General features: G+C 59.8%; 20 protein-coding genes and 1 tRNA gene. 12 read left to right on the forward strand and 9 right to left on the reverse strand.

The window, feature by feature from the left end; all coding sequences use genetic code 11:
• The first annotated feature begins 30 nt into the window (after positions 1 to 30).
• On the forward strand, positions 31 to 828 hold the full coding sequence (gene ccsA, locus MHM37_RS03540) for a cytochrome c biogenesis protein CcsA (protein ID WP_139528274.1): 798 nt from the start codon (positions 31 to 33) through the stop codon (positions 826 to 828).
• Between the two features lie 101 nt (positions 829 to 929).
• Positions 930 to 2,204 (forward strand): HlyC/CorC family transporter, encoded by a 1,275-nt coding sequence (locus tag MHM37_RS03545; protein ID WP_139528273.1) that lies wholly within the window; start codon positions 930 to 932, stop codon positions 2,202 to 2,204.
• Here the strand turns inward: MHM37_RS03545 and MHM37_RS03550 are convergent.
• Together MHM37_RS03550 and MHM37_RS03555 are read right to left on the reverse strand one after the other, a co-directional pair.
• Complete coding sequence (locus MHM37_RS03550; protein ID WP_139528272.1) at positions 2,201 to 2,881, reverse strand: 1-acyl-sn-glycerol-3-phosphate acyltransferase; 681 nt, start codon at positions 2,879 to 2,881, stop codon at positions 2,201 to 2,203. The two genes, MHM37_RS03545 and MHM37_RS03550, sit on opposite strands and share 4 nt — an antisense overlap.
• Complete coding sequence (locus MHM37_RS03555; protein WP_139528271.1) at positions 2,878 to 3,492, reverse strand: TetR-like C-terminal domain-containing protein; 615 nt, start codon at positions 3,490 to 3,492, stop codon at positions 2,878 to 2,880. Before MHM37_RS03555 ends, MHM37_RS03550 begins: the two co-directional genes overlap by 4 nt.
• A 189-nt stretch (positions 3,493 to 3,681) precedes the next feature.
• Here MHM37_RS03555 and MHM37_RS03560 point away from each other — a divergent pair, with 189 nt between their 5' ends.
• Both MHM37_RS03560 and MHM37_RS03565 read left to right on the forward strand, forming a co-directional pair.
• Positions 3,682 to 4,368: an SOS response-associated peptidase gene (locus MHM37_RS03560; RefSeq protein ID WP_139528270.1), complete on the forward strand. Its 687-nt coding sequence runs from the start codon at positions 3,682 to 3,684 to the stop codon at positions 4,366 to 4,368.
• The gene (locus MHM37_RS03565; protein WP_239295778.1) at positions 4,368 to 7,211 is read left to right on the forward strand and encodes an insulinase family protein; all 2,844 of its coding nucleotides are present in this window, start codon (positions 4,368 to 4,370) and stop codon (positions 7,209 to 7,211) included. Before MHM37_RS03560 ends, MHM37_RS03565 begins: the two co-directional genes overlap by 1 nt.
• 17 nt (positions 7,212 to 7,228) lie before the next feature.
• Here MHM37_RS03565 and sbcB read toward each other — a convergent pair whose 3' ends face one another.
• The 4 genes from sbcB to minC form a co-directional block, all read right to left on the reverse strand.
• Entirely contained in the window at positions 7,229 to 8,722 is a 1,494-nt protein-coding gene (gene sbcB / locus MHM37_RS03570) for an exodeoxyribonuclease I (protein ID WP_139528268.1), read from the reverse strand.
• A 123-nt stretch (positions 8,723 to 8,845) separates the two neighbouring features.
• Entirely contained in the window at positions 8,846 to 9,097 is a 252-nt protein-coding gene (minE, locus tag MHM37_RS03575) for a cell division topological specificity factor MinE (protein ID WP_016915987.1), read from the reverse strand.
• On the reverse strand, positions 9,094 to 9,912 hold the full coding sequence (minD, locus tag MHM37_RS03580; RefSeq protein ID WP_139528267.1) for a septum site-determining protein MinD: 819 nt from the start codon (positions 9,910 to 9,912) through the stop codon (positions 9,094 to 9,096). The genes minE and minD overlap by 4 nt, the downstream gene beginning before the upstream one ends.
• Before the next feature lie 149 nt (positions 9,913 to 10,061).
• The gene (minC, locus tag MHM37_RS03585) at positions 10,062 to 10,799 is read right to left on the reverse strand and encodes a septum site-determining protein MinC (protein WP_139528266.1); all 738 of its coding nucleotides are present in this window, start codon (positions 10,797 to 10,799) and stop codon (positions 10,062 to 10,064) included.
• 181 nt (positions 10,800 to 10,980) lie between these two features.
• Here minC and MHM37_RS03590 point away from each other — a divergent pair, with 181 nt between their 5' ends.
• Positions 10,981 to 13,788, forward strand: coding sequence for a DUF349 domain-containing protein (locus MHM37_RS03590; protein WP_239295777.1), 2,808 nt, complete (start codon positions 10,981 to 10,983; stop codon positions 13,786 to 13,788).
• Between the two features lie 100 nt (positions 13,789 to 13,888).
• On the opposite strand, the gene phbB is transcribed toward MHM37_RS03590, so the two are convergent.
• A complete protein-coding gene (gene phbB / locus MHM37_RS03595) occupies positions 13,889 to 14,635 on the reverse strand; it encodes an acetoacetyl-CoA reductase (RefSeq protein WP_139528264.1) in 747 nt (248 codons plus the stop codon).
• Positions 14,636 to 14,911: 276 nt separating this feature from the next.
• Here phbB and MHM37_RS03600 point away from each other — a divergent pair.
• Both MHM37_RS03600 and MHM37_RS03605 read left to right on the forward strand, forming a co-directional pair.
• Positions 14,912 to 14,988: transfer RNA gene (locus tag MHM37_RS03600), tRNA-Met, on the forward strand.
• A 583-nt stretch (positions 14,989 to 15,571) separates the two neighbouring features.
• Positions 15,572 to 16,516, forward strand: a complete 945-nt coding sequence (locus MHM37_RS03605; protein ID WP_153844039.1) for a co-chaperone YbbN — start codon at positions 15,572 to 15,574, stop codon at positions 16,514 to 16,516.
• 21 nt (positions 16,517 to 16,537) lie between these two features.
• Here the strand turns inward: MHM37_RS03605 and MHM37_RS03610 are convergent, their stop codons facing one another.
• A complete protein-coding gene (locus tag MHM37_RS03610) occupies positions 16,538 to 17,701 on the reverse strand; it encodes a PatB family C-S lyase (RefSeq protein WP_153844038.1) in 1,164 nt (387 codons plus the stop codon).
• A gap of 39 nt (positions 17,702 to 17,740) precedes the next feature.
• Between MHM37_RS03610 and MHM37_RS03615 the strand changes: the two genes are divergently transcribed.
• Positions 17,741 to 18,172, forward strand: coding sequence for a hypothetical protein (locus tag MHM37_RS03615; protein ID WP_153844037.1), 432 nt, complete (start codon positions 17,741 to 17,743; stop codon positions 18,170 to 18,172).
• Position 18,173: 1 nt separating this feature from the next.
• On the opposite strand, the gene MHM37_RS03620 is transcribed toward MHM37_RS03615, so the two are convergent.
• Entirely contained in the window at positions 18,174 to 18,533 is a 360-nt protein-coding gene (locus MHM37_RS03620; RefSeq protein WP_139528241.1) for a hypothetical protein, read from the reverse strand.
• A gap of 106 nt (positions 18,534 to 18,639) precedes the next feature.
• Between MHM37_RS03620 and MHM37_RS03625 the strand changes: the two genes are divergently transcribed.
• The 4 genes from MHM37_RS03625 (at position 18,640) to MHM37_RS03640 (ending at position 20,797) form a co-directional block, all read left to right on the forward strand.
• On the forward strand, positions 18,640 to 19,446 hold the full coding sequence (locus MHM37_RS03625) for a hypothetical protein (RefSeq protein ID WP_239295776.1): 807 nt from the start codon (positions 18,640 to 18,642) through the stop codon (positions 19,444 to 19,446).
• Positions 19,447 to 19,512: 66 nt separating this feature from the next.
• Positions 19,513 to 19,920 (forward strand): thioesterase family protein, encoded by a 408-nt coding sequence (locus MHM37_RS03630; protein ID WP_139528239.1) that lies wholly within the window; start codon positions 19,513 to 19,515, stop codon positions 19,918 to 19,920.
• Positions 19,921 to 19,960: 40 nt separating this feature from the next.
• Positions 19,961 to 20,263 (forward strand): hypothetical protein, encoded by a 303-nt coding sequence (locus MHM37_RS03635; RefSeq protein WP_139528238.1) that lies wholly within the window; start codon positions 19,961 to 19,963, stop codon positions 20,261 to 20,263.
• A gap of 12 nt (positions 20,264 to 20,275) precedes the next feature.
• Complete coding sequence (locus MHM37_RS03640; protein ID WP_139528237.1) at positions 20,276 to 20,797, forward strand: DUF501 domain-containing protein; 522 nt, start codon at positions 20,276 to 20,278, stop codon at positions 20,795 to 20,797.
• Positions 20,798 to 20,836 lie beyond the last annotated feature (39 nt).

Here is a 20,836-nt window from a genome sequence, read left to right on the forward strand (position 1 = left end):
CAACGCGCTGCAAGGCGCATGGATAGCATCATGCAGGCGCTCCCGTTCGCCACGATCGCTTTTGTACTCTATGTCGCCGCTGCCATCTGGCAGGGCATGACGCTGTTTCGCCGGGTGCCACCTCGCCAGGGGATGGTGCGCCTGCTGGGTGCACTCGGCCTACTGCTCCACATCCCCGTCGTCGTCAAACTAGTGGGTGCATCTCCGGGACTACTCCCCGGATTTACCACCAGCGCCACGCTACTGATGGCGGTGGCCGTCAACGTGGTGCTCGTCGCCAGCCTCTTCAAACCGGTACTGAATGCCGGTATTGCTCTCTTTCCGCTGGCCGGTATTGCGCTGATCGCGGCGACATGGCTACCCAGCCAGGGTAGCCATAGCGGCCTGACGCCGGGCATCTTGCTCCACGCGGTAAGCTCTGCACTGGCCTTTGCCGTGCTGGCCATTGCGGCAGTTCAGGCGGTGCTGGTGGGCTTGCAGAATCAGGCGCTGCGTCATCACCATATTCGCGGCATCGTTCAGTCGCTACCACCGCTGACCACCATGGAGCGCGTACTGTTCGAGCTGGTGTGGGCAGGCATCGTGCTGCTCACCCTATCGATCATCAGCGGGCTTATCTTCCTCGATAATCTTTTTGCCCAGCACTTGGTGCATAAAACGGTGCTATCGCTGGGCGCTTGGGTCATCTTTACTACGCTTTTAGTAGGGCGTTACCGGTTTGGCTGGCGTGGCATGCGCGCCGTACGCTGGACACTCGGCGGTTGTGCTCTACTGCTGCTGGCCTACTTTGGTAGTAAATTCGTGCTGGAAATTCTGCTTAACCGCTAAGCCTGCGGGCATTGCGGTCAAGCAGCCCTGGCGGCATGCTTGACACGCTACTGGCATCCTTCTACAAATCGAGCTTCATACGCCATAAAGGAACTTTCGACTTGAGCGACGACTTCCCCCTGGGGTTACTGTTCGGCCTGCTAGCCTTACTCATTTTGCTGTCTGCCTTCTTCTCAAGTTCTGAAACGGGCATGATGTCGATCAACCGCTACCGGCTTAGCCACCAGGCCAACAGCGGCGACCGCAGAGCCAAGCGTGTCATGCGCCTGCTCACCCGGCCCGATCGTCTCATTGGCGTCATCCTCATTGGCAATAACTTCGTCAACAACCTAGCCGCATCGATTGCCACCATCATCGCCATTCACTTTTTTGGCGATGTATCGGGCCCCGCCATCTCCACCGCGCTGTTGACCATCACTATTCTGATCTTTGCGGAAGTGACGCCCAAGACGTACGCAGCCATCAAGCCAGAGCGCATCGCCTACCCCACGTCCTTTGCGCTGGAACCGTTGCTCAAACTGCTCTACCCCTTGGTATGGCTGGTCAACGTAATGTCTAACGGCCTGCTACGCCTGGTGGGCGTCAAAAGCGTCGATAACGGCGGCGACAATCTTACCCGTGACGAGCTGCGCACCGTGGTGCACGAAGCGGGCACGCTAATCCCCTACCGCCACCGCGCCATGCTGCTATCGATTCTGGACCTCGAAAATGTGACGGTGAACGACATCATGGTGCCCCGCCACGAAGTGCTGGGTATCGATTTGGACGATTCGCTGGAAGACATTCTGACCCAGATCCGGACCAGCCAGCACACACGCCTACCGGTCTATAAGGGCGATATCAACAACATCATTGGCATGCTGCACCTGCGTAACGCTGCGCGCTTTTTATCCCGCAGCGAGGTGACTAAAGCCGCCATCGTTCAAGAAGCGCGGGAGCCCTACTTCATTCCCGAGTCCACACCACTGCATACCCAGCTGCTGAATTTTCAGAAGCAGAAGCGACGGATCGGTATCGTAGTGGATGAGTACGGCGATGTAGAGGGCCTGGTGACGCTGGAGGATATTCTCGAAGAGATCGTCGGCGAGTTCACCACCGACGTTTCCGAAGATGACGAAATTCATCAGCAGGACGACGGCAGCCATGTCATCGAAGGCACGGCGAATATCCGCGAGATCAATAAGATGCTTGGCTGGCAGCTACCCACCGACGGCCCCAAGACGCTGAACGGGCTGATTCTCGAACACTTGGAGGCGTTCCCAGAAGGCCCTGCCTGCCTGCAAATCGGCAATACACGGATGGAAATTCTGGAGATTCGCGACAACTTGATCACATCGGCACGTTGCTGGCAAAAACTACGCCTGCCCCGCCGTTAATCCGCCTGCTTCGACGGGCGCCGAGCGATGTCGCTGTCGCCCGCGGCTTTCAATGCTCTAACGCGCTGCTCCAAAAAACGCCTTAGCGCGACGCCTTCGACCTCATGGACGGCGATGGGTGGGCCAAAATGCAGGCTCACTGGCGCCCTAAAACGGGAGGGCCACTTTTTCAACGCCTTGCCGCCGTAGTGGGACGTCCACGACCCCCATAGTCCCGCCAGCCCGGCAGGAATCACCGGTACATTGTCACGCGCGAGGATGGTTTCGAGACCACGACGGAAGGTGTGAATCTCCCCATCGGGGGTCAAGCGCCCCTCTGGAAATACCATGACGATATCTCCCTGGCGCAGCGCCCTGCTCACCTCATCCAGGGTGCGCCGCAGCGCGCCGGGGCTGTGGCGCTCCGACTCAATCGGAATCGCCCCCACCAGTTGGAACCACCACTTCAGCCAGCGGGATTCAAAAATAGGCTGGTCCATCACGAAGCGCAGCGGGCGGGGGCTTCCACCGCCCAGCACCAGTGCATCCATGAAGCTCACATGGTTGCACACGACCAGCGCCGCCCCCTGCTTGGGAACATTGAATTGACCGTGTACAGATAGCCGATAACAGCCGCGCATGGCCAGGTAAATGACACGGCGTAATAAGCAACGGGTGGTCTTGATCCCCCATGTCACGTCGTGGCACCCCGGTGACGCAACCCAGCCAGCACCGTGCTCATGAGCTGCTCCAAGAGTTCATCGACCTTGAGTTGCTGACCCTGCCAATAGCCAAGCCGCTCATTCAAGCCAAGCTGCACCAAGCCATGTACACTGCCCCAGAGCGTGCGGCCTAGACGACGCGCTTCCAAGTCGTCTAGAACGGGTTGATACTGCTTTAACGAGGTTTCTACCTGCGTAAACAGCGCCTCGATGAGATCGCTCTGACGCTGGTCCAGCTCACCCTCCTGAGCCAGCGGATAGTCGAACAACAGCTGCCAGCGATAACAGTCCTGCTCGGCGAACCGCCAGTAAGCATGCGCCAGAGAACGCAGCCAGGGCTCGGGATCGTCTTCAGCCAAACTCGTGATGGTGTGCTGCAAACGTGCGAGGGTTTCTACGTTGACGTGCTGCAATAAATTGTTAAAGCTGCCGTAGAGTTTTAGCAGCGTACTGGGCGCGCAGCCCACCTCTCTGGCCAGAGCACGTAGTGATAAACCATGGACTGGCTGCTTAGCCAACCACTCATCACAAGCGTGCATGACCTGCGCGTGGAGGGCATCGGGCGCATGCTGTCTAGGACGGGCCATGGCGATCTCTTCAGGTCAGCGGCAAACAGGGAAGAATGCCTCCTCGCGCTTTAGCGTGAGCAAGGTATACGATAGGATACCTTACATCGAACACTGTTTTCGACACTAAAACGCGACATTTAACGTATTACGACTTCCCTTTGCCATTTTGCATCAGCGCCGCAGGCATCGCGCCCTAAGGAGACCGGCATGACGGGACGCCTACACGTACAGCGCCTATCCCTTGCCCGCCTTGCGCCAGACCTCAAAAGCACCGCTTTGCTCATCGAGTCTCCCAACTTAGCACCGCGCCAGCCCGTGTCCGCCCTTCGTTTAGAGCAGGGGCAGTTAACGCACACGCCGCTCTTTTGGGGGCTGACGCCGCCCTGGCTCAAGGTCCTCGACCACGCCCCGCACTGCGCCCGAGCGGAAACGCTGAGTGAGCGCCCCATGTTTCACGAAGCGTTCAACGCTCGGCGCTGCGTGATTCCGGTGAGTGGCTTTTACGTGTGGAAGCCCCAGACACGCAGCAAGCAACCGTTTCTGGTGACCCACGTGAACCGCTCCCCGCTGCTACTCGGTGCGCTCTGGTGCCGTTACCACACCACGCTGACCACCTTTACCGACTCGACGGCGCTGATTAGCGTGCCAGCCAACGCCTGCCTATCGTCGCTCACCGACCGCTTGCCGGTGATCATTCCCCCTCAGGCGCTACACCGCTGGCTAGACCCTGGCACCGACGTCGAGGCACTAACGCCCATGTTGATGCCCGCCCCACTGGAACTGTTGGGCGCTTTTCCGGTATCAAAGCATGTGAATAACCCTGCCTATCAGTCACCCTCTTGCGCACACCCTACGGGGCCCATGTTGCGCTGGTCCGTGTCACAGGAGCCGTAATGTTGCCCACTATGTCTGTTATTCCGCCTCGCCTGCTGGCAAGGCGCGCGCTTGTTGGCCTGACCATCGGCCTGCTCTTGGCGCCCGCCACTCCCCTCTGGGCAGAAGAGAGCCCGGTCGCCGAGGCCATTACCCCGACCATCAGCCCTTTCGATGACCGCGACTACCGGGTCATCACCCTCGACAATGGCTTACAGGCGCTGCTGGTCAGCGACCCCGATGCCGACAAGGCCGCCGCGTCCATGAACGTGCGGGTCGGCAGTGCTCAAGACCCGGACGACCTCCAGGGTCTGGCCCACTTCCTTGAGCATATGTTGTTTTTAGGTACCGACCCCTACCCGCAGTCGGATGCCTATCAGCGCTACATCTCGGATAACGCAGGGTCGCACAACGCCTTCACGGCTCAGCAGGACACCAACTACTTTTTCGATATCGAGCCCTCCGCGCTGCCCGGCGCGCTGGATCGCTTTAGCGAATTCTTTCTCTCGCCGCTGTTCAATGCCGACCACCTGGAGAGCGAGCGCAACATCGTCCACTCCGAGTACATGGCGCGCATCCGCGATGAGTCCCGTCGTGAAAACGATGTGCTGAATCAACTGCTCAACCCAGACAATCCCACCACCGGTTTCGCGGTGGGCAGCAGAGACACCCTGGCCAACCCGCCAGAGGGCGAAGCAACACTGCGCGAGCGGGTGATCGATTTTTACCACCGCTACTACGACGCCAACGTCATGAACTTGGCCGTGGTGGCCCCCCAGCCGCTCGACGAATTGGAAGCCCTCGTGGTGGAGCGCTTTGCCGACATTCCTGACCATGGTTTAAGCGCACCCACCGTCGACGAGCCGCTGATCGACCCCGACACCTTGCCGCGCTATATCGAACGAGAGTCGCTGCAGGATCGCCGTCAACTGCGTTTCTACTTCCCAGTTCCCGACCCCACGGACGAGTACCGCACCAAGCCGACTCAGCTCATCGCCCACTTACTAGGCGATGAGGGCGACGGTAGCCTGCTGGCCGTGCTGCGTGAGGCGGGCCTGGCCGATGGGCTCTCAGCGGGTGTGGGCCGCGGTGATGGCAATGAAGCACTATTTACCGTCTCCATTAGCCTGACGCCCACGGGTGCCGAACGCCTTGACGACATCGAAGCCACGCTGTTTGCCGCGATCGAGCAGATTCGCGCCGACGGGCTGGCCGAGTGGCGCTACGACGAGCAAAAAAGTCTCAGCGAGCAGGCGTTTCGCTTTCAACAGCACGGCGCCCCCCAGCAAGAGGCCACCCGCCTAGCCATGAGCCTTTCGCGCTACCCGGTGGAAGACGTGCAGTACGCCGCCTATCGCATGGACGGCATGGACAGCGAGCGCCAGCAGCTCTACTTGGACGCCCTAACGCCTGACAACCTGCTGCGCGTCTACTCTGCGCCGGATGTGGAGAGCGATACCGTCTCACCGTGGTTCAATACCCAGTGGAAAGAGCTGCCACCCACGACGGCCGGTCAGATCTTGAGCGGTCTCGCGCTCCCTGCCCCCAACCCTTTCATTGCCAGCGACCTAACCCTTCAAGCGGGCCAGGACGAGCAGCCGTCGACACTCATCGATACGCCGACGTTTACCGCTTGGCACATGCAGGACAGCCGCTTCAATACGCCCAGCGTCGAATGGCGGGTGAGCCTACAGCACCCCAGCGCCAGCTACTCGGCGGAAGAGGCCGTGCTGACGCGGTTACTCGCAGGCTGGCTCAACGACAGCCTCAACGAGTCGCTTTACCCCGCGTGGCTTGCCGGTCAGTCGTTTAGCGCCTACGCCCACGCGCGCGGTATGACGCTGTCGTTTTCCGGTTGGCGGGATGGCCAAACGCCGCTCATCGAGCAAGCCATCGAGCAGCTTCAGCAGGCGGATATCTCTGCTGGCGCCTTCGAGCGGGTGCGCTACCAGCTACAGCGGGAGTGGCGCAACGCGCCACGCGCGTCGTTGACCGGCCAAGCCAGCCGAGCCCTGGGTGAGGCGCTGCTCTCCCCCCAGTGGTCGACCGACGAACTGCTGGCCGCCAGCAAACGACTCGATAAGCACCACCTGGAGGATTTTCGCGAACGCTTCCTCGATGGTCTATACATCGACGCCATGGCCGTGGGGAACCTGACCGCCGACCAGGCACGAGAACAGGCCAGTCTCATTCGCGGCGCGCTGACCCCGCGCTTGACGCGGGATGACATTCCCACGCTGGCGCCACTGGAGGCGAGCGAGGAATCGACGGTGCTTCATCCACACAGCACCCGTGAAGAGTCACTGGTACTGCGCTACCTGCAGGGGCGCGATACCAGCATCGACGAGCAGGCGCGCCTCAGCGTTCTGGCCCAGTGGCTGGACACGCCCTTCTACCAGCAGTTACGCACCGAGGAGCAGCTTGGCTATATCGTCAATGCGGGCTATTCGCCGCTGCTGGAAGCACCGGGCATTGGTCTGATCGTGCAGTCGCCGGACGTGGATAGTGGCACCATTGCCGAACGGATGGACGCCTTCATGGCAGCCGCCGGGGAGCGCCTCGAGACGCTCAGCGATGAGGAGCTGGCGGCCCACCGGCAAGCGGTGCATGACCGACTGCGCCAACGGGATACCAGCCTGCAGGTCATGGCCAATCGCTATTGGCAAGCCACGGCACTCGACGAGGTACGCTTCGACCGCCGTGAGCAGATCGCAGAACGCGCCCTCGAGGTTAGTGTCGAGGAGCTGCAGGCGCTCTGGCCTGCGCTGCTCGCACACCCGCTAGACATTCGCTTCAATCCTGGGGATGCGCCCAGCGATATCGCCGCTTACCGTGAGACGCTCGCCCCCTTCGACGCTCGCTAGCCGTCACCATTGCCAGCTTAGGCATCGAATGCCTGGGCTGGCATCATGGCCTCGACGAACATCACCAGCTCTTCGAGAATCTGCCGCTCATGATCGGTGAGCGGCTGCTGATTGTAACGCTCGATGTCACGCGCAAACGCTTTGAGCGTCAATCCCGATAGCGCAGGATCGTTCATACGCATCCAGCGAAACGCCTCCCACTGCTCGCGCTCTTCACCCTCCAGGGTGTCGGGGTAGCTGCGGGCACGCAAGCGAAACAGCATCTCCTCCAGGCGCGGGTCTTGAAAAGCAAAGCGTTGGCCCACCAAGTCCCAGGGGTCCATCGCCAGCACCCGCTCCATCTGCTGACGATCCGCCGCAGAGAAAAAGCTGCCGGAGTAGAGCATCAAATCAGGGTCTTGGGGCGACTCTTCGTAGCCGCCGCTGAATACCTCGGTCACCTTCTGCGCCACGCCGCTGGCCTCGCGCAGAGTTTTCCAGTGCCCTCGACAGGCGGCGATGTCGATGCCCAAGCGCGCCACGATCGCACCGTACTCGCCCTTCTGCTCACCTTCCACGTCTTTGAGCACCGTGGCGGGAAAGACCACCGGACAGCGATTGATATGAATCACCTTGAGCGGAATGCGCGCCTCACCTTCAGAAAGGTCCTGCTGACTGACGAACACGCGTTCACGAATCTGCTCGGCACTGAGCGACAGCAAATCGCCGGGGTCGACGCTCAAATCGTACACGATCACCCCGTTGGGGTTGGTGGGATGCTCTGCCAACGGCATGACCAGGGCGCTACAGCCTCGGCTGGCCGGATAACGGCGGGAAATGTGCAATAGCGGTTTGGCGCTGGGAAGGTCGAGCTGTTTGGCCACCGCGCGCTTGCCGCGCAAACCGAGCAAATAATCGAACAGCTTGGGGTTACGCGCTTTCAGAAGTCGTGCCAAGGCGATGGTGGCGCGCACGTCGGCCACCGCGTCATGAGCCCCCTCATGGGCAATGCCGTTCGCCGCCGTCAGATGCTCTAGTTTGAAACTGGGGGCGCCATCCTCTCGCAATGGCCATTCGATACCCTCTGGGCGCAGCGCATAAAACGCCCGCACCACATCGATCAAGTCCCAGCGGGAGTTGCCGTTTTGCCACTCGCGGGCATAGGGGTCGAGCAAGTTGCGATAAAACAGATGGCGCGAGACTTCATCATCGAAACGCAGGCTATTATAGCCTGCCACGCAGGTGCCGGGCTCACTCATGGCGCTCTGCACTTGCCGCGCGAATTCCGCTTCTGGCAGCCCACGGCGCTGCGCTTTTTGAGGGGTGATACCGGTAATCAAACAAGCCGCGGGGTGAGGTAGGTAATCATCAGCGGGCTTACAATACAGTTCGATGGGCTCGCCGATTTCATTGAGGTCCGCATCGGTACGTAATGCAGCAAACTGAGCGGGCCGATCGCGGCGAGGATCGGCACCAAACGTTTCATAATCGTGCCAGAGGAAACTGGCAGGGGCGGCATTCGGTGTCGCCATGGATGCAAACTCCCTTGAGCGTGACCGCCCATCCATGCGCCGACAACCTTCGCTGGATGGGAACAAAAGCCCAAGACTAGCACACCCGCGACGCCACCCGCCGCCCCGAACGCACATTGACGCTTAGCTTTTGGGCAGCGTTACGTTCAGTTCCAGTACCGAGCAGTTATCTTCACTATCCAGTGAAATTTGAATGGCATCGTCGTCCACATGCACGTAACGACGAATCACTTCGAGCAGTTCGCGCTCAAGCAGCGGCATGTAATCAGGCTGACCACGCTGGCTACGCTGATGCGCCACGATGATTTGTAATCGTTCTTTGGCCACCGAGGCGGATTTCTTGCGCTCACGCTTCAAGAACTCCAACAGTTTCATCGACGACTACCCCCAAACATCCTGCTCAACAAGCCTTTACGCTGCATCTCATGAAAGCGCAGCGGCATCTCCTCCCCTAGTAGGCGTGACACAGTATCGGCGTACGCCTGGCCCGCATCGCTCCCGCCATCATGGGTGACGGGCACCCCTTGGTTAGAGGCTCGTAACACGGCTTCGGATTCTGGAATGAGACCCAATAGATCGATCGCCAGAATCTCGCGAATATCGTCCAGGGTCAGCATATCGCCTGAGGTGACACGGGCAGGGTTATAGCGGGTAATCAGCAAATGCTCTTTGACCGGATCGAGGCCCTGCTCGGCACGCTGAGTTTTCGAACCTAGCAACCCAAGAATGCGATCAGAGTCACGTACCGAAGAGACTTCGGGGTTAGTCACGACGATGGCTTCGTCGGCGTAGTACATTGCCAGTTGCGCGCCGCGCTCGATCCCAGCGGGGGAATCGCACAAGATGTAGTCGAAATCATCTTTCAACTGCTCCAGGACTTTCTCAACGCCTTCTTGGGTCAGCGCATCCTTATCCCGGGTCTGCGAGGCCGGTAAAATGAACAAATTCTCGACGCGCTTATCACGGATCAGCGCCTGATTCAGCCCCGCCTCGCCTTGGATCACGTTGACCAAGTCATACACCACTCGGCGCTCGCAGCCCATGATCAAATCCAGGTTGCGCAGCCCCACGTCGAAATCGATCACGACCGTCTTTTTGCCACGCAGCGCGAGCCCTGTCGAAATCGCCGCAGCGCTGGTGGTTTTACCGACCCCCCCTTTACCTGAGGTCACAACTATAATTTTGGCCAAGAGTCACTTCCTTCTTGAAGTCGTTCATTGCGAGCGCGTGGCGCTACCCGCATAACGGGAACATCACTGTCAACAAAACACACACTGTAACGGATCGCAGCCGTGGCGTCGCTAAGCACGATGCACTATCCGACACTCAGTCGTGTGGCTTATCCCAGCGGCTTAATCTCTAACTGCTCTTTGACAAAATGGACTTCGGCAGCACGTCCCAACAGTTGAGAGTCGATATCTTCCAGCCGTTTGTAATTACCCGCCACGGAGAGCAGTTCGGCTTCCAACTCGCGACAAAAAATACCCGCTTGAGTATTGCCATGAATGCCTGCCAATGCGCGGCCACGTAACGCGCCGTAAACGTGAATACTGCCTGCCGCCAACACTTCAGCGCCTGCATTGACGGCACCGATGACGATCAAGTCGCCCTCTGCAGCGCTCACCTGCTGGCCTGAGCGCACCGTGCCACGATAAAGCCGGGATGCTCCCAAACCGCTCGTTTCAGGCTCGCTGTCGGTTTCCTCGGGTTCGGCAATCGGTTCAACGCTTTCCAAGGCGCGTACGCGACCCTCTTCAACGGGTGCGAACCACCCCAGCCCTAGCGCCCACGCCGACTGTCGAATCGGCTCGGCTCCACCGCGCACCGCTACGGGCAATAGTTTGTGATCACGGCATACTGCGCAGATGCGCTCCAGGGCCAGGTGGGGCTCATCGAGTTTTTCCACGCTCAGCACAACGGGTGTATGCTGAAAGAACGCAGGAGATTGCGACAGTTTGCCAGCCAGCTGACGCCGGATACGCTCCGGGTCAGCGCTCGTCAACTCCATGACGGTCATCGGCAGCATGCCGCCCTTGAAGGTGAAGGCTACGTCGGCACTGTTGGCGTTGAGGCTCATGGCCGAACTCCATGTCATGTTCAGGTAAGATAAGGGTAGCGCAATCTCGCGCCTTGCGTGGTGACTGGCTGGAGAACTCACCGCGCTAAGGCAAAGCTAAGCGACAGCGACGAGGACTGCAACCGCCTGCTCATCGATGTCTGATTTTTTTCACGTTCCGCACCTCACAGCAGGATGATCCATGCACGGACTGTTACGACGCCTGTTCGCTCCTCGGTGGCAACACCCCGATCCCGAGGTGCGCCGCAAGGCACTTCAATCCCTCGACCCGCAGCACTCAGAGCAGCGGGAGGCCCTACTCTCTCTGGCCAGCGATAGCGACAGCGACATCCAGCTCGCGGCCCTGCTTGCGCTCGACGATATCGAAAAACTGCTGGCTGCCTATCCGCCGCATCAGGAGAACGAGTCATGGTTCAACGCGGTGTGTCAGCGGCTCACGGGTGCCGAGGGGCATAGCGACCTACAGCAGCGCCAAGCCCAGGTGGCGTTGCTGAGCGACCAACGACTGCTCAACGCGATTGCGCTGCAGGGCGACAATCTAGGCCTGCGACTCATCGCCGTTGAACAGTTGAGCAATGAAGCCGATCTAGTCCACCAAGCGTGCCACAATAGCGTAGCAGCGGTACGCCATCAGGCAGCGCAGCGTATCGATAGCGAGGAGTCGCTCAAGCGGCTATTGAAAGAGGCGCGTCGCGACCGCCAAATCATACGTTTTGCGAAGGAGCAGCTCACCCAGCGGCGTAACGACGAACAGTGGTTAGAAGAGCAACAGGAACAGCGCGAGCACCTATTGAGGCAGTTGGAGCAGCACGCCCGTGCCCCGTGGGAGCCACTTTACGGCGGCCGTTTGCGCCACTTGGAGCGCGAGTGGCAGCAGCTCAATCATCCGCCCAGCATCAGCCAAGAGCAGCGTTTCCAGCAAGCCATGCTGGGATGCCGTAAAACGCTGCACGATCACGAAACCCAGGAACAGGCGCATCAACAGCGCCTAGCCCGCCGCGCTGAAGCGGATAGTACGCGTGACCATCTGCTGGAGGGGTTAGAAGAAACCTTAGAAGGCCTCACCCAGGCCGAGGAACTGACCGCCCAGGATATCGACAGCCTGCGCGCCCAGCGTCAGCTTTTGGGTCAGCGCTGGCAGGCGCTGTCTGACCTTCATCCTCCTAACGAAGTCACGCAGCAACGTTACAGCCAAGCGCTGGCGCAGTACGAGCAGAGTATGGAAGCGTGGCAGCGCTGGCAAGCACAATGCCCTGCGGTGGAGCGCGCCCTGGCCAATAGCGATGATCAAGCGTTGTCAAAGCATGTCAACGCATGCCGCTGGCCCGAGGCCCTGACCCCACCTGCGCTTCTGGCTCAGGCGCAAAAACAGCTAGCGTCTCGGCAAGCGGCCCCCGCAAGCCCAGAGGTGTCGCACGATGCGCTTGAGGGTGAGCTCGATAACTTCGAGCACCTGCTAGAGCGCGGCGCGTTCAAGAGCGCCAGCCGCCTCCACCAACGTTTGAAGCCCACCTTCGATGCCCTCACGGACGAAGAGGCCAAGCCGCTCAAGCGTCGCTTGAAACATCTTGGCGCGCGGCTTACCGAGCTGCGCGACTGGCGCGGTTTTGTGGCAGGTCCCAAGCGTGAGCAGCTCTGCGCCAGTATCGAAGCCTTGGCCGACGATCCTCATATGGCCGAATCGGCGCTGGACCGTCATCACCGCCAGCTCGTAAAGGAGTGGAAAGCACTGGGCGATGCGGCAGCCAATAGAGAGCAATCCGCGCGCTTTCGGGCAGCGTCTGATCGTATTCATGAGCGCTTAGCGCCCTGGCGTGACCAGCTCGACCAAGAGCGCGAGGCCAACTTGCGTGGCCGCGAGGCACTCTGTGAGCAGCTTGAAACGCTGCTGGCTCAGCCCGCCGAGGATGCAGACCCCGACGTGCTGCGGGAGATCCGTGACAAAGCACGTCACCAATGGCGCCACTACTCTCCCATCCCCCGAGAGCACTCCGAAGCCATTGGCCGCCGATTTGGTGCGATTCGTCACCGCCTTCAAGCACTGATCGACCAGCGCGCCGAGCAAATCGCAGCGCAAAAACGTTCAATGATCGAGCAGGTACAGGCGTTGCAGAACGATTCCGAGCAGCCGCTGGCAACGCGTATTGCTCACACCAAGCGGCTACAGCAGCAGTGGCGGTCACTCGGGCGGGCGCCAAAGGGTGACGAACAAGCGCTCTGGAAGACCTTTCGTAGCGCCTGTGACCAGCTTTTTGCGCAGCGCGACGCTCAAAAACAGGAGCAAGCCGCTCGGCAACAGCAAACGCTCGACCAGCTTCAGCATCTCATTGATGACATGGATAGCTGGCAACCCGCCCACGCCAATGAGGCCGAGCGGCTAGAGGCTTACCTTGCCCGTCTTCAGCAGCTAGAGCCGCTGCCCCGCAACCGCCGAAGCGACGGCATGCAGAAACGGCTTGGCGGCATCTTGCGTGCAAAACGGGAACGCTTGAGCCGCCTTGAAGTCGTCGACAAGGTGCAGCAGTGGCATGCGCTACTGCCCCTGATCAATGCACATCTGGCAGCGGACCATCGGGCACTCAGTGGTGAAGATGCTCAGACGGTGGACGCCGCTGGCGTGCTGACCGCGCCTCTGCCCACTACGTATCGCGATGCGCACCAGCGCCGTAACGAGGTCCGTTCGTCTACCACGCAGCCTCTCTCCAGCGCACAGCAGGACGACGTTGAGGAGCAGTTGGCACGCCTGCGTGTCCATCTCTCACTGCTTGCTCTCGGCAGCGTCAAGCAGCGGGACGAACCGCTAAGGCTTGCCATTCAAGTAGAGCGTTTGAATAATGGCCTGAACGCTGAACGCAGCAAAGCAGACGAACTAGAGGAGGTGCTGGTCGACCTCTTGGCCCTCGGCCCTATGCCAAAACGTCTTTGGCAGCAGGAAGTCAACGAGTTGGACAACCTACTGGGCCGTTTAGCGCGCCCACCGCAACCCTAACCGGAGCGTACCTAGTCGCTAAATAGCAAACGGGAGGCAGATCGCCTCCCGTTTTGCGTTCTCTTTCTTGTGGAAAGAGAACGTGGGGGATGTCGGGGGCTTAGCCCATGAATTGGCCACCGTTGATATCGATGTTGGCGCCTGTAATGAAGCCGGACTCTTTATCGGCCAGGAAGGTCACCAAGCGGCCAATCTCTTCGGGAGTGCCGTAGCGCTTGACCGGAATCGTTTCACGAATCGCTTCGCGCACCTGCTCCGGAATTTTCATGATCATATCGGTGGCGATATAGCCAGGCGAGACGGTGTTTACGGTAATGCCCTTGGTCGCCGTTTCTTGCGCCAACGACATGGTCAACCCGTGCATCCCCGCTTTGGCTGCGGCGTAGTTCACCTGCCCGAACTGTCCTTTGCGACCGTTGATGGAAGAGATGTTGATGATGCGACCGTAGCCGTTCTCCAACATCATCTCGATAACGCTGCGGCAGGTATTGAACACACTGTTCAAGTTGGTATCGATGACCTGATACCACTGCTCGTAGGACATTTTCTTCATGGTGCCATCGCGAGTGATACCGGCACAGTTGACCAGCACGCTGATCGGACCATGCGTTTCATGGATCTCACGGGCACCTTCGACGCAGGCATTGTGGTCGGATAAATCAACACCCGATAGCGCGATGTTGTTATAGCCGTCGGCTTTTTGCGCTTCTAACCAGGTCTTGGCCTTGTCGGGATTGTGATACCCCGCCACTACCAAATAACCCGCATCCGCCAACGAACGGCAAATTGCCGTTCCGATTCCACCAGTTCCACCAGTTACCCAGGCGACGGGGGCTTGATTGGCCATTGACTACCTCCCTGATATGACAAATGGCTTGGACTTTAAGCACTGTTATGGCGTCGCAAGCCACTTTGAATGAGCGCTTTCACGCTTCTTTCACTCACGGCATGCCGCGTGTTCTCTTGGGCGACACACCGACAGTAAGCTTTTTGTTATGCCTATTGAAAGCATAGCTTTACTCTTTCAATGTTGCAGCACGATGAAGCTGACCACCAGCAAGGAAACGTTTTATCGAAGGGGTTGACTTATTGCCATAAATACGTAGAATACGCCCCACGTTGATGCGGGGTGGAGCAGTCTGGTAGCTCGTCGGGCTCATAACCCGAAGGTCATCGGTTCAAATCCGGTCCCCGCTACCAAACATAGAAAAAGCCGATTCTTTCGAGAGTCGGCTTTTTTGTGTGCATCACGCCTAGCATTGGCGGTCGAGAGCGCGTCGGGCTCAGCGCTTTATCACCCCAGGAAGGTCATCGGTTCACATCCGGACCCCACTACCCAACATAGAAAAAGCCGATTCTTTCGAGAGTCGGCTTTTTTGTGTGCATCACGCCTAGCATTGGTGGTAGAGCGCGTCGGGCTCAGCGCTTTATCACCCCAGGAAGGTCATCGGTTCACATCCGGACCCCACTACCCAACATAGAAACAGCCGATTCTTTCGAGAGTCGGCTTTTTTGTGTGCATCACGCCTAGCATTGGTGGTAGAGCGCGTCGGGCTCAGCGCTTTATCACCCCAGGAAGGTCATCGGTTCACATCCGGACCCCGCTACCCAACATAGAAAAAGCCGATTCTTTCGAGAGTCGGCTTTTTTGTGTGCGTCACGTCTAGCATTGGTGGTAGAGCGCGTCGGACTCAGCGCTTTATTTCCTTTCATTTCCTTGAATCCCTGGGCGGGTGCCTGCATATCATGAGGTAACCTTTTTCATGCGAAGCAGAGTTTACCCATGTCGATTATCGATCCCCGTACCGGCAACCCGTTGACTGCCGATCCTGTCGCAAGCAATAGCACGCCTACTGGCGGCGAGCGCCCTAGCGTAACGCGCGAGGAGGTCATCATTGAACTCAATGCGGGCAACATTCAGCAAGTGTTGGAAGCCTCGATGCAGGTGCCGGTACTGCTGGATTGCTGGGCGCCCTGGTGCGAGCCGTGCAAAAACCTCATGCCGGTACTCGAAAAGCTGGCCATTGAGTATGGCGGCGCGTTTTTGCTGGCGACGCTGGATGTCGAGGCGAATCCAGAAATCGCAGGCCAGTTGGGTGTGCGTTCGGTACCAGACGTGAAGCTAGTGAGCCAGGGCGGCCTGGTGGATAGCTTCCAGGGTGCCCTGCCAGAGAAAGAAGTTCGTGAGTGGCTCAACCGCTACTTCCCTGCCCCCGGTGACGCCCCGCCCAGTCCCGAAGAGCAAGCAGAGGAAGCCTTGAGCGCGGGCGATGCAGCAGGCGCGCGGGAAATTTATCAAACGCTGATGGGGCAATACCCAGAGCATTACGCGTACCACATTGGTTTTGCCAAAACGCTAGTGGCGGAGGGGCGCGGCGACGAAGCGCGTAGCGTGCTGGATAACCTGCCGCCAGAGGAGCGCGATGCGGCGCCGGCCCGTGGCGTGCGCGCCAGCATCGAGTTCAGCGAACAGGCGCTCTCAGCGGAGGAGATCGCCGCGCTGGGTGATCGGACCGACAGCGAAGCGCAGTACCAGCGGGCGCTGCGTCACGTGGCCGATGGTCAGTACGATGTAGGCCTCGATGCTCTGCTGGCATTGATGAAGCAGGACCGCGCCTATAACGACGACGCGGCCCGCAAAACGCTGCTGCAGGTCTTCGATGCGCTAGGGGCTGACCATCCTCTCACGGTCACTTACCGCCGCAAGCTGTTCGCCCTGCTCTATTGATATCGCCTGACGAAGGCAACGTTACGCTTTTAGCAGCGTATCCATCCGTGATAACGCCGCTTCCAGTTGGGAAGCGGTGGTGCCGAAATTGAGCCGCACGAAGCCGGGGCAGCCAAACGCCGCCCCCTCAGAGAGCGCTACCCCTGCTTGCTGCAAGAGCGTGCGCGCCGGGGAGTCACCCAAGCCTGCCTCACGCATGTCTAGCCACGCCAAATAGGTCGACGACGGCGCACTCATCGATACGCCGGACCACGTGGCCACACGCGCCTCGAGCGTGGCACGGTGGCTACGCAACACGTCCAATAGCGCCTGACGCCAGGGCTCGCCCTCGCGATAGGCCGCCTCGGCTGCAACCAGGCCCAACACGTTGCCGTCCGGCAAAAAGCCTTTGGTAGCCTCGGCAAATCGGCGGCGTAGTGCCGGATCGGGAATGATCGCGCAGGCGCTGGTGAGCCCGGCAAGATTGAAGGTTTTCGAAGGTGCCCACAGCGTGATCGTGCGTTTGGCCAGCTCCGGAAATAGCGCCGCCAGGGGGCGGTGGCGAGCGCCTTCGTCCAGCAGCAAATCACAGTGCAGCTCGTCGGAGACCACCCATAAATCGTGGCGCTCGACCAGAGCAGCGAGCTGTTCGAGTTCCTGGAGCGTCCATACGCGCCCGGTCGGGTTATGCGGATGACACCAGAGCAGCAGCCGAGTCTGCGGGGTGATGGCCGCTTCCAGCGCCTCGATATCCAGCCGCCAAGGCTCGCCAGGGGCAGCAGGCTCCGCTAACATCGCCCGTTGCGCTAGCCGCCCGGTGCGTTCGGCCACGGCCAGAAAAGGCGGGTAGATCGGCGCGATGGTGAGCACACCCTCGCCAGGCTGCGTCAAGGCCATGGCGGCAAAGTGCAGTGCAGGCACCACGCCCGGCAGCCACTGCTGCCATTCGGGTTCAATGGACCACGCATAGTGATGAGCGCTCCATTGACACAGCGCCTCACTCAGCGTGGTGGGCACTTCGCCGTAGCCGTAAACGCCGTGAGCGACCCGTCGCTGGAGCGCGTCGATCACCGCGGGCGGCGAGTGAAAGTCCATATCGGCGACCCACAGCGGCAGCACGTCCGCCGCGTAGCGGTGCCACTTCTGCGAGGCATACTGTCCTTCGGGAGCGCGCCTTTCCACGGGCGTGGCAAAATCGAACGCCATAACAGATCTCACTTATTTCTACGGGAGTAGACACTGAGCATGCCGCAAGATGACTTTTATACCAAGATGCGCGCAGGCCTGTCGGCGCTGTTGCGGCAGTGGCGCTCGCTGGGTCAGGCAGACGCCGACCAGCTCGCGCTGATTCTGGCGGAGACCGCCCGGGTCGCCAAACTGGGCACCCCCGATGCCACGCCAAACGGGGCCACGCTGGAGCAGTGGAGCCAAGACACGCAGGGCGAGATGCCTCTCTGGGCACCGCGGACGGCCGTCTTTCTGCTCAATCAAATGCCTGCTAGGCCTACCCCGCAAAGCGACGAGGAAGCCTGCGCCTGGGCCTACTGTTGGCTGCGCAACCGCTCGTTCGAGTCACTCGACGCCGCCCGCACTGCGCTGCCTAGCCACCTCGTCGAACCGCTTGCGGAGGCACTAGAAGCCGCTTGGCGCGACCAGCAGGGGCTTAGACTGGTCTAGCCTAGCGCCGCTTGCGCACGGGCGATTTGGGCTTGAAGCCAGCAGGCTTGGTGGCCAGCCACTCCACGAAAGCACGAATATCGGCATCGCCCTTCAGCGCCTCCAGGTTGGCAAAACGATCGGCTAGCTCACGCTCGCTATACAGTCGGTGGATATGCTTATGGCAAGGGTGGCAAAGCCACACGATGGCCGTGAGTCGCTCTTCGCGTGTATGACGCTTTTGATAACGCGGCTTGTTGTGCAGCGTGCGCGGAATGAGATGATGTTTGGTCAAGGCCGATGCACGCTGGCACAGCTCACAGCCATCGGGTTTGGGCGGCGGGGAGAGCGCATGGGCGCCTGAATCTGATGAATGGGTCACGGCAACGAGCCTCCCAGACAAATAATGTCACGGTGGTACATACCCACTGCGCCGATCACGCTAGCGCTATGTTCACATCGATATAATAACGAAAGGAAAACGCCGCATGGTAGACGTTCCACTCACTTGGCAACTGGCCAAGTTTGGCCTCTCCGTCAGCATGGTGCTGGGGTTGGGCACCATCGCCGTACGGGCTAGCCCTCGCATTGCTGGGCTACTATCGGGCTATCCGCTCGGTACGGCCCTGGCGCTGTTTTTTATCGGCTTGGAGATATCGCCCACCTTTGCCACTCAAAGCGCCGTGCATACCTTAGCAGGGTTTACCGCCACCATGGCGCTGGGCGCGGGTTATCTCGTCGCAGGCCGCCAGACCGGCCTCAAAGGGGTGATGGGCGGTCTGCTAGGAGGCTTTGCGGCTTGGCTTGCGGTGAGTACGCTGCTCGCCCAATTCAGCTTCACACGCCTTACCGGCACGCTGGTCACACTGTGCGCCATTGGCGTCTTCAGCTGGCTGTTTCGCGCCATACCGGATGTGAAGAGTAGCGCTAGACGCGCCTTTTCGTGGCCCGCTTTGGCGGCACGGGCTGGGCTAGCGACGCTCATCGTGTTTGCCATTACGCGCACTGCCCACTGGCTGCCGCCCGAATGGGCCGGCACGCTGGCGGCGTTTCCGGTAACGATGCTGCCGTTTTTACTGATCCTTCACGTGGGGCACGGCCACGCGCCCGTGGCGACGGTCATCAAGCACTATCCCGCCGGCCTTGGCTCGTTGCTGAGCTACACCCTATGCGTTTCGTATACTTACAGCTCGCTAGGGCTTTTTTGGGGAACGCTGGCGGGGTTTCTCGCCGCCACGCTATGGCTGCTTGGCTGGATGCAGTTGACGGCTTGGTATCAGCGCCGCAACACTTGACCAAGCGCTCGCTTGGGTTAATGCTGGGTCGGGCTCACTTTACACACTAATAACAAGGATCGCGTCATGTTTACTCGCACCATAGAACCCGCCTTTTACGATACCGATGCGTTGGGCCATATCAACAACACACGCCTCCCCGCATGGTTCGAGCTGGCGCGTAACGATCTCTTCAAGTTGTTCACGCCCGACCTGAATCCTAAACAGTGGCGACTGATCATGGCACGTATGGAAGTGGACTATCGCGCTGAACTGTTTTACGGCCACGACATCGAAATTCGTACCTACTTGACCCGGCTGGGCAATAGCTCGTTTACCGTCACCCAGGAAGCCCGGCAGCATGGTACGCTAACCAATCTGGGCCATACGGTGATGGTGCAGTACGATCATCAGGAGAAGCGAGCCGTTCCCATCGAGGGTGCTCTTCGCGAGGCTTTATCGGCGCATTTAGAAACGGCGCCCGCTTCCGCTTAATTTTGCCCGCCTAACATGGCGGGGCCTTCCAGGAGTCACCATGGCCATCCGCTACAATCTCTGGATAGATCCTGATAACACGGCGCAGCATCGCGCCGTGGAAGCCGACCTAGAACGCTACTTCATGGAGCGCTTCGCCGATTACCCGCATATCCGCTTGTTCGGCGCGGACCCCTACGATTATGATGCCCCGTTCAATCGACTCTACGACGTGCTGATGGCGCGCGCCGCCGAGTATTGCGAAGAGAAGTGGCGCTACGTCGCCTCTCCTGAACAGCTCAACCGCTGCTTTTTCCGCGCCGTTGGCCGCTCGACTAAATTTGTTCAAGACGACCGAAAGTGAGACTGCTACACAATGGTAATTCGTACCGACCAAGCCCCCGACGAGCGCCAGCTGGCGATCATTACTCAACAGCTCGGGCGCGCGCCTCGCGGTATCGAAGCCGTTGCAGCCACTGACGCCCAAGGCACGCCACTCGTACTGCGTATGGCGCCGATCGTGGATGGCAAACCTTTCCCCACGCTTTACTGGCTCTGCTCGGACCTGCTGAAAATCGAGATCTCGCGCATCGAAGCCGTGGGCGTGATCAAGTCTCTAGAGCAGCGCTTGCAGGAAGAGCCGGCATTTCTCGCCGCTTATCAGCAAAGCCACCGCGACTACGTCGACGCCCGCTGGCGCTCGATGAGCGAGGCTCAGCGCGAAGAGGTGGGTCGCTTGGGCTACACCGATGTACTCACCGAGCGCGGCGTGGGCGGTATCAGTAATTGGCAGCAGGTGCGCTGCCTACACACCCAGTACGCTCACCACCTATGCGGCCACAATGTCATCGGCCAGTGGATGGACGAGCACTACGACGTTCAGCGCTGCTTGGCCTAGCGCCGCGTGCGAATTGAACCGCTGTCATCAGATCTCTCT

It is taken from the genome of Halomonas sp. MMH1-48 (assembly GCF_022348105.1).
Taxonomy (GTDB): Bacteria; Pseudomonadota; Gammaproteobacteria; order Pseudomonadales; family Halomonadaceae; genus Vreelandella; species Vreelandella piezotolerans.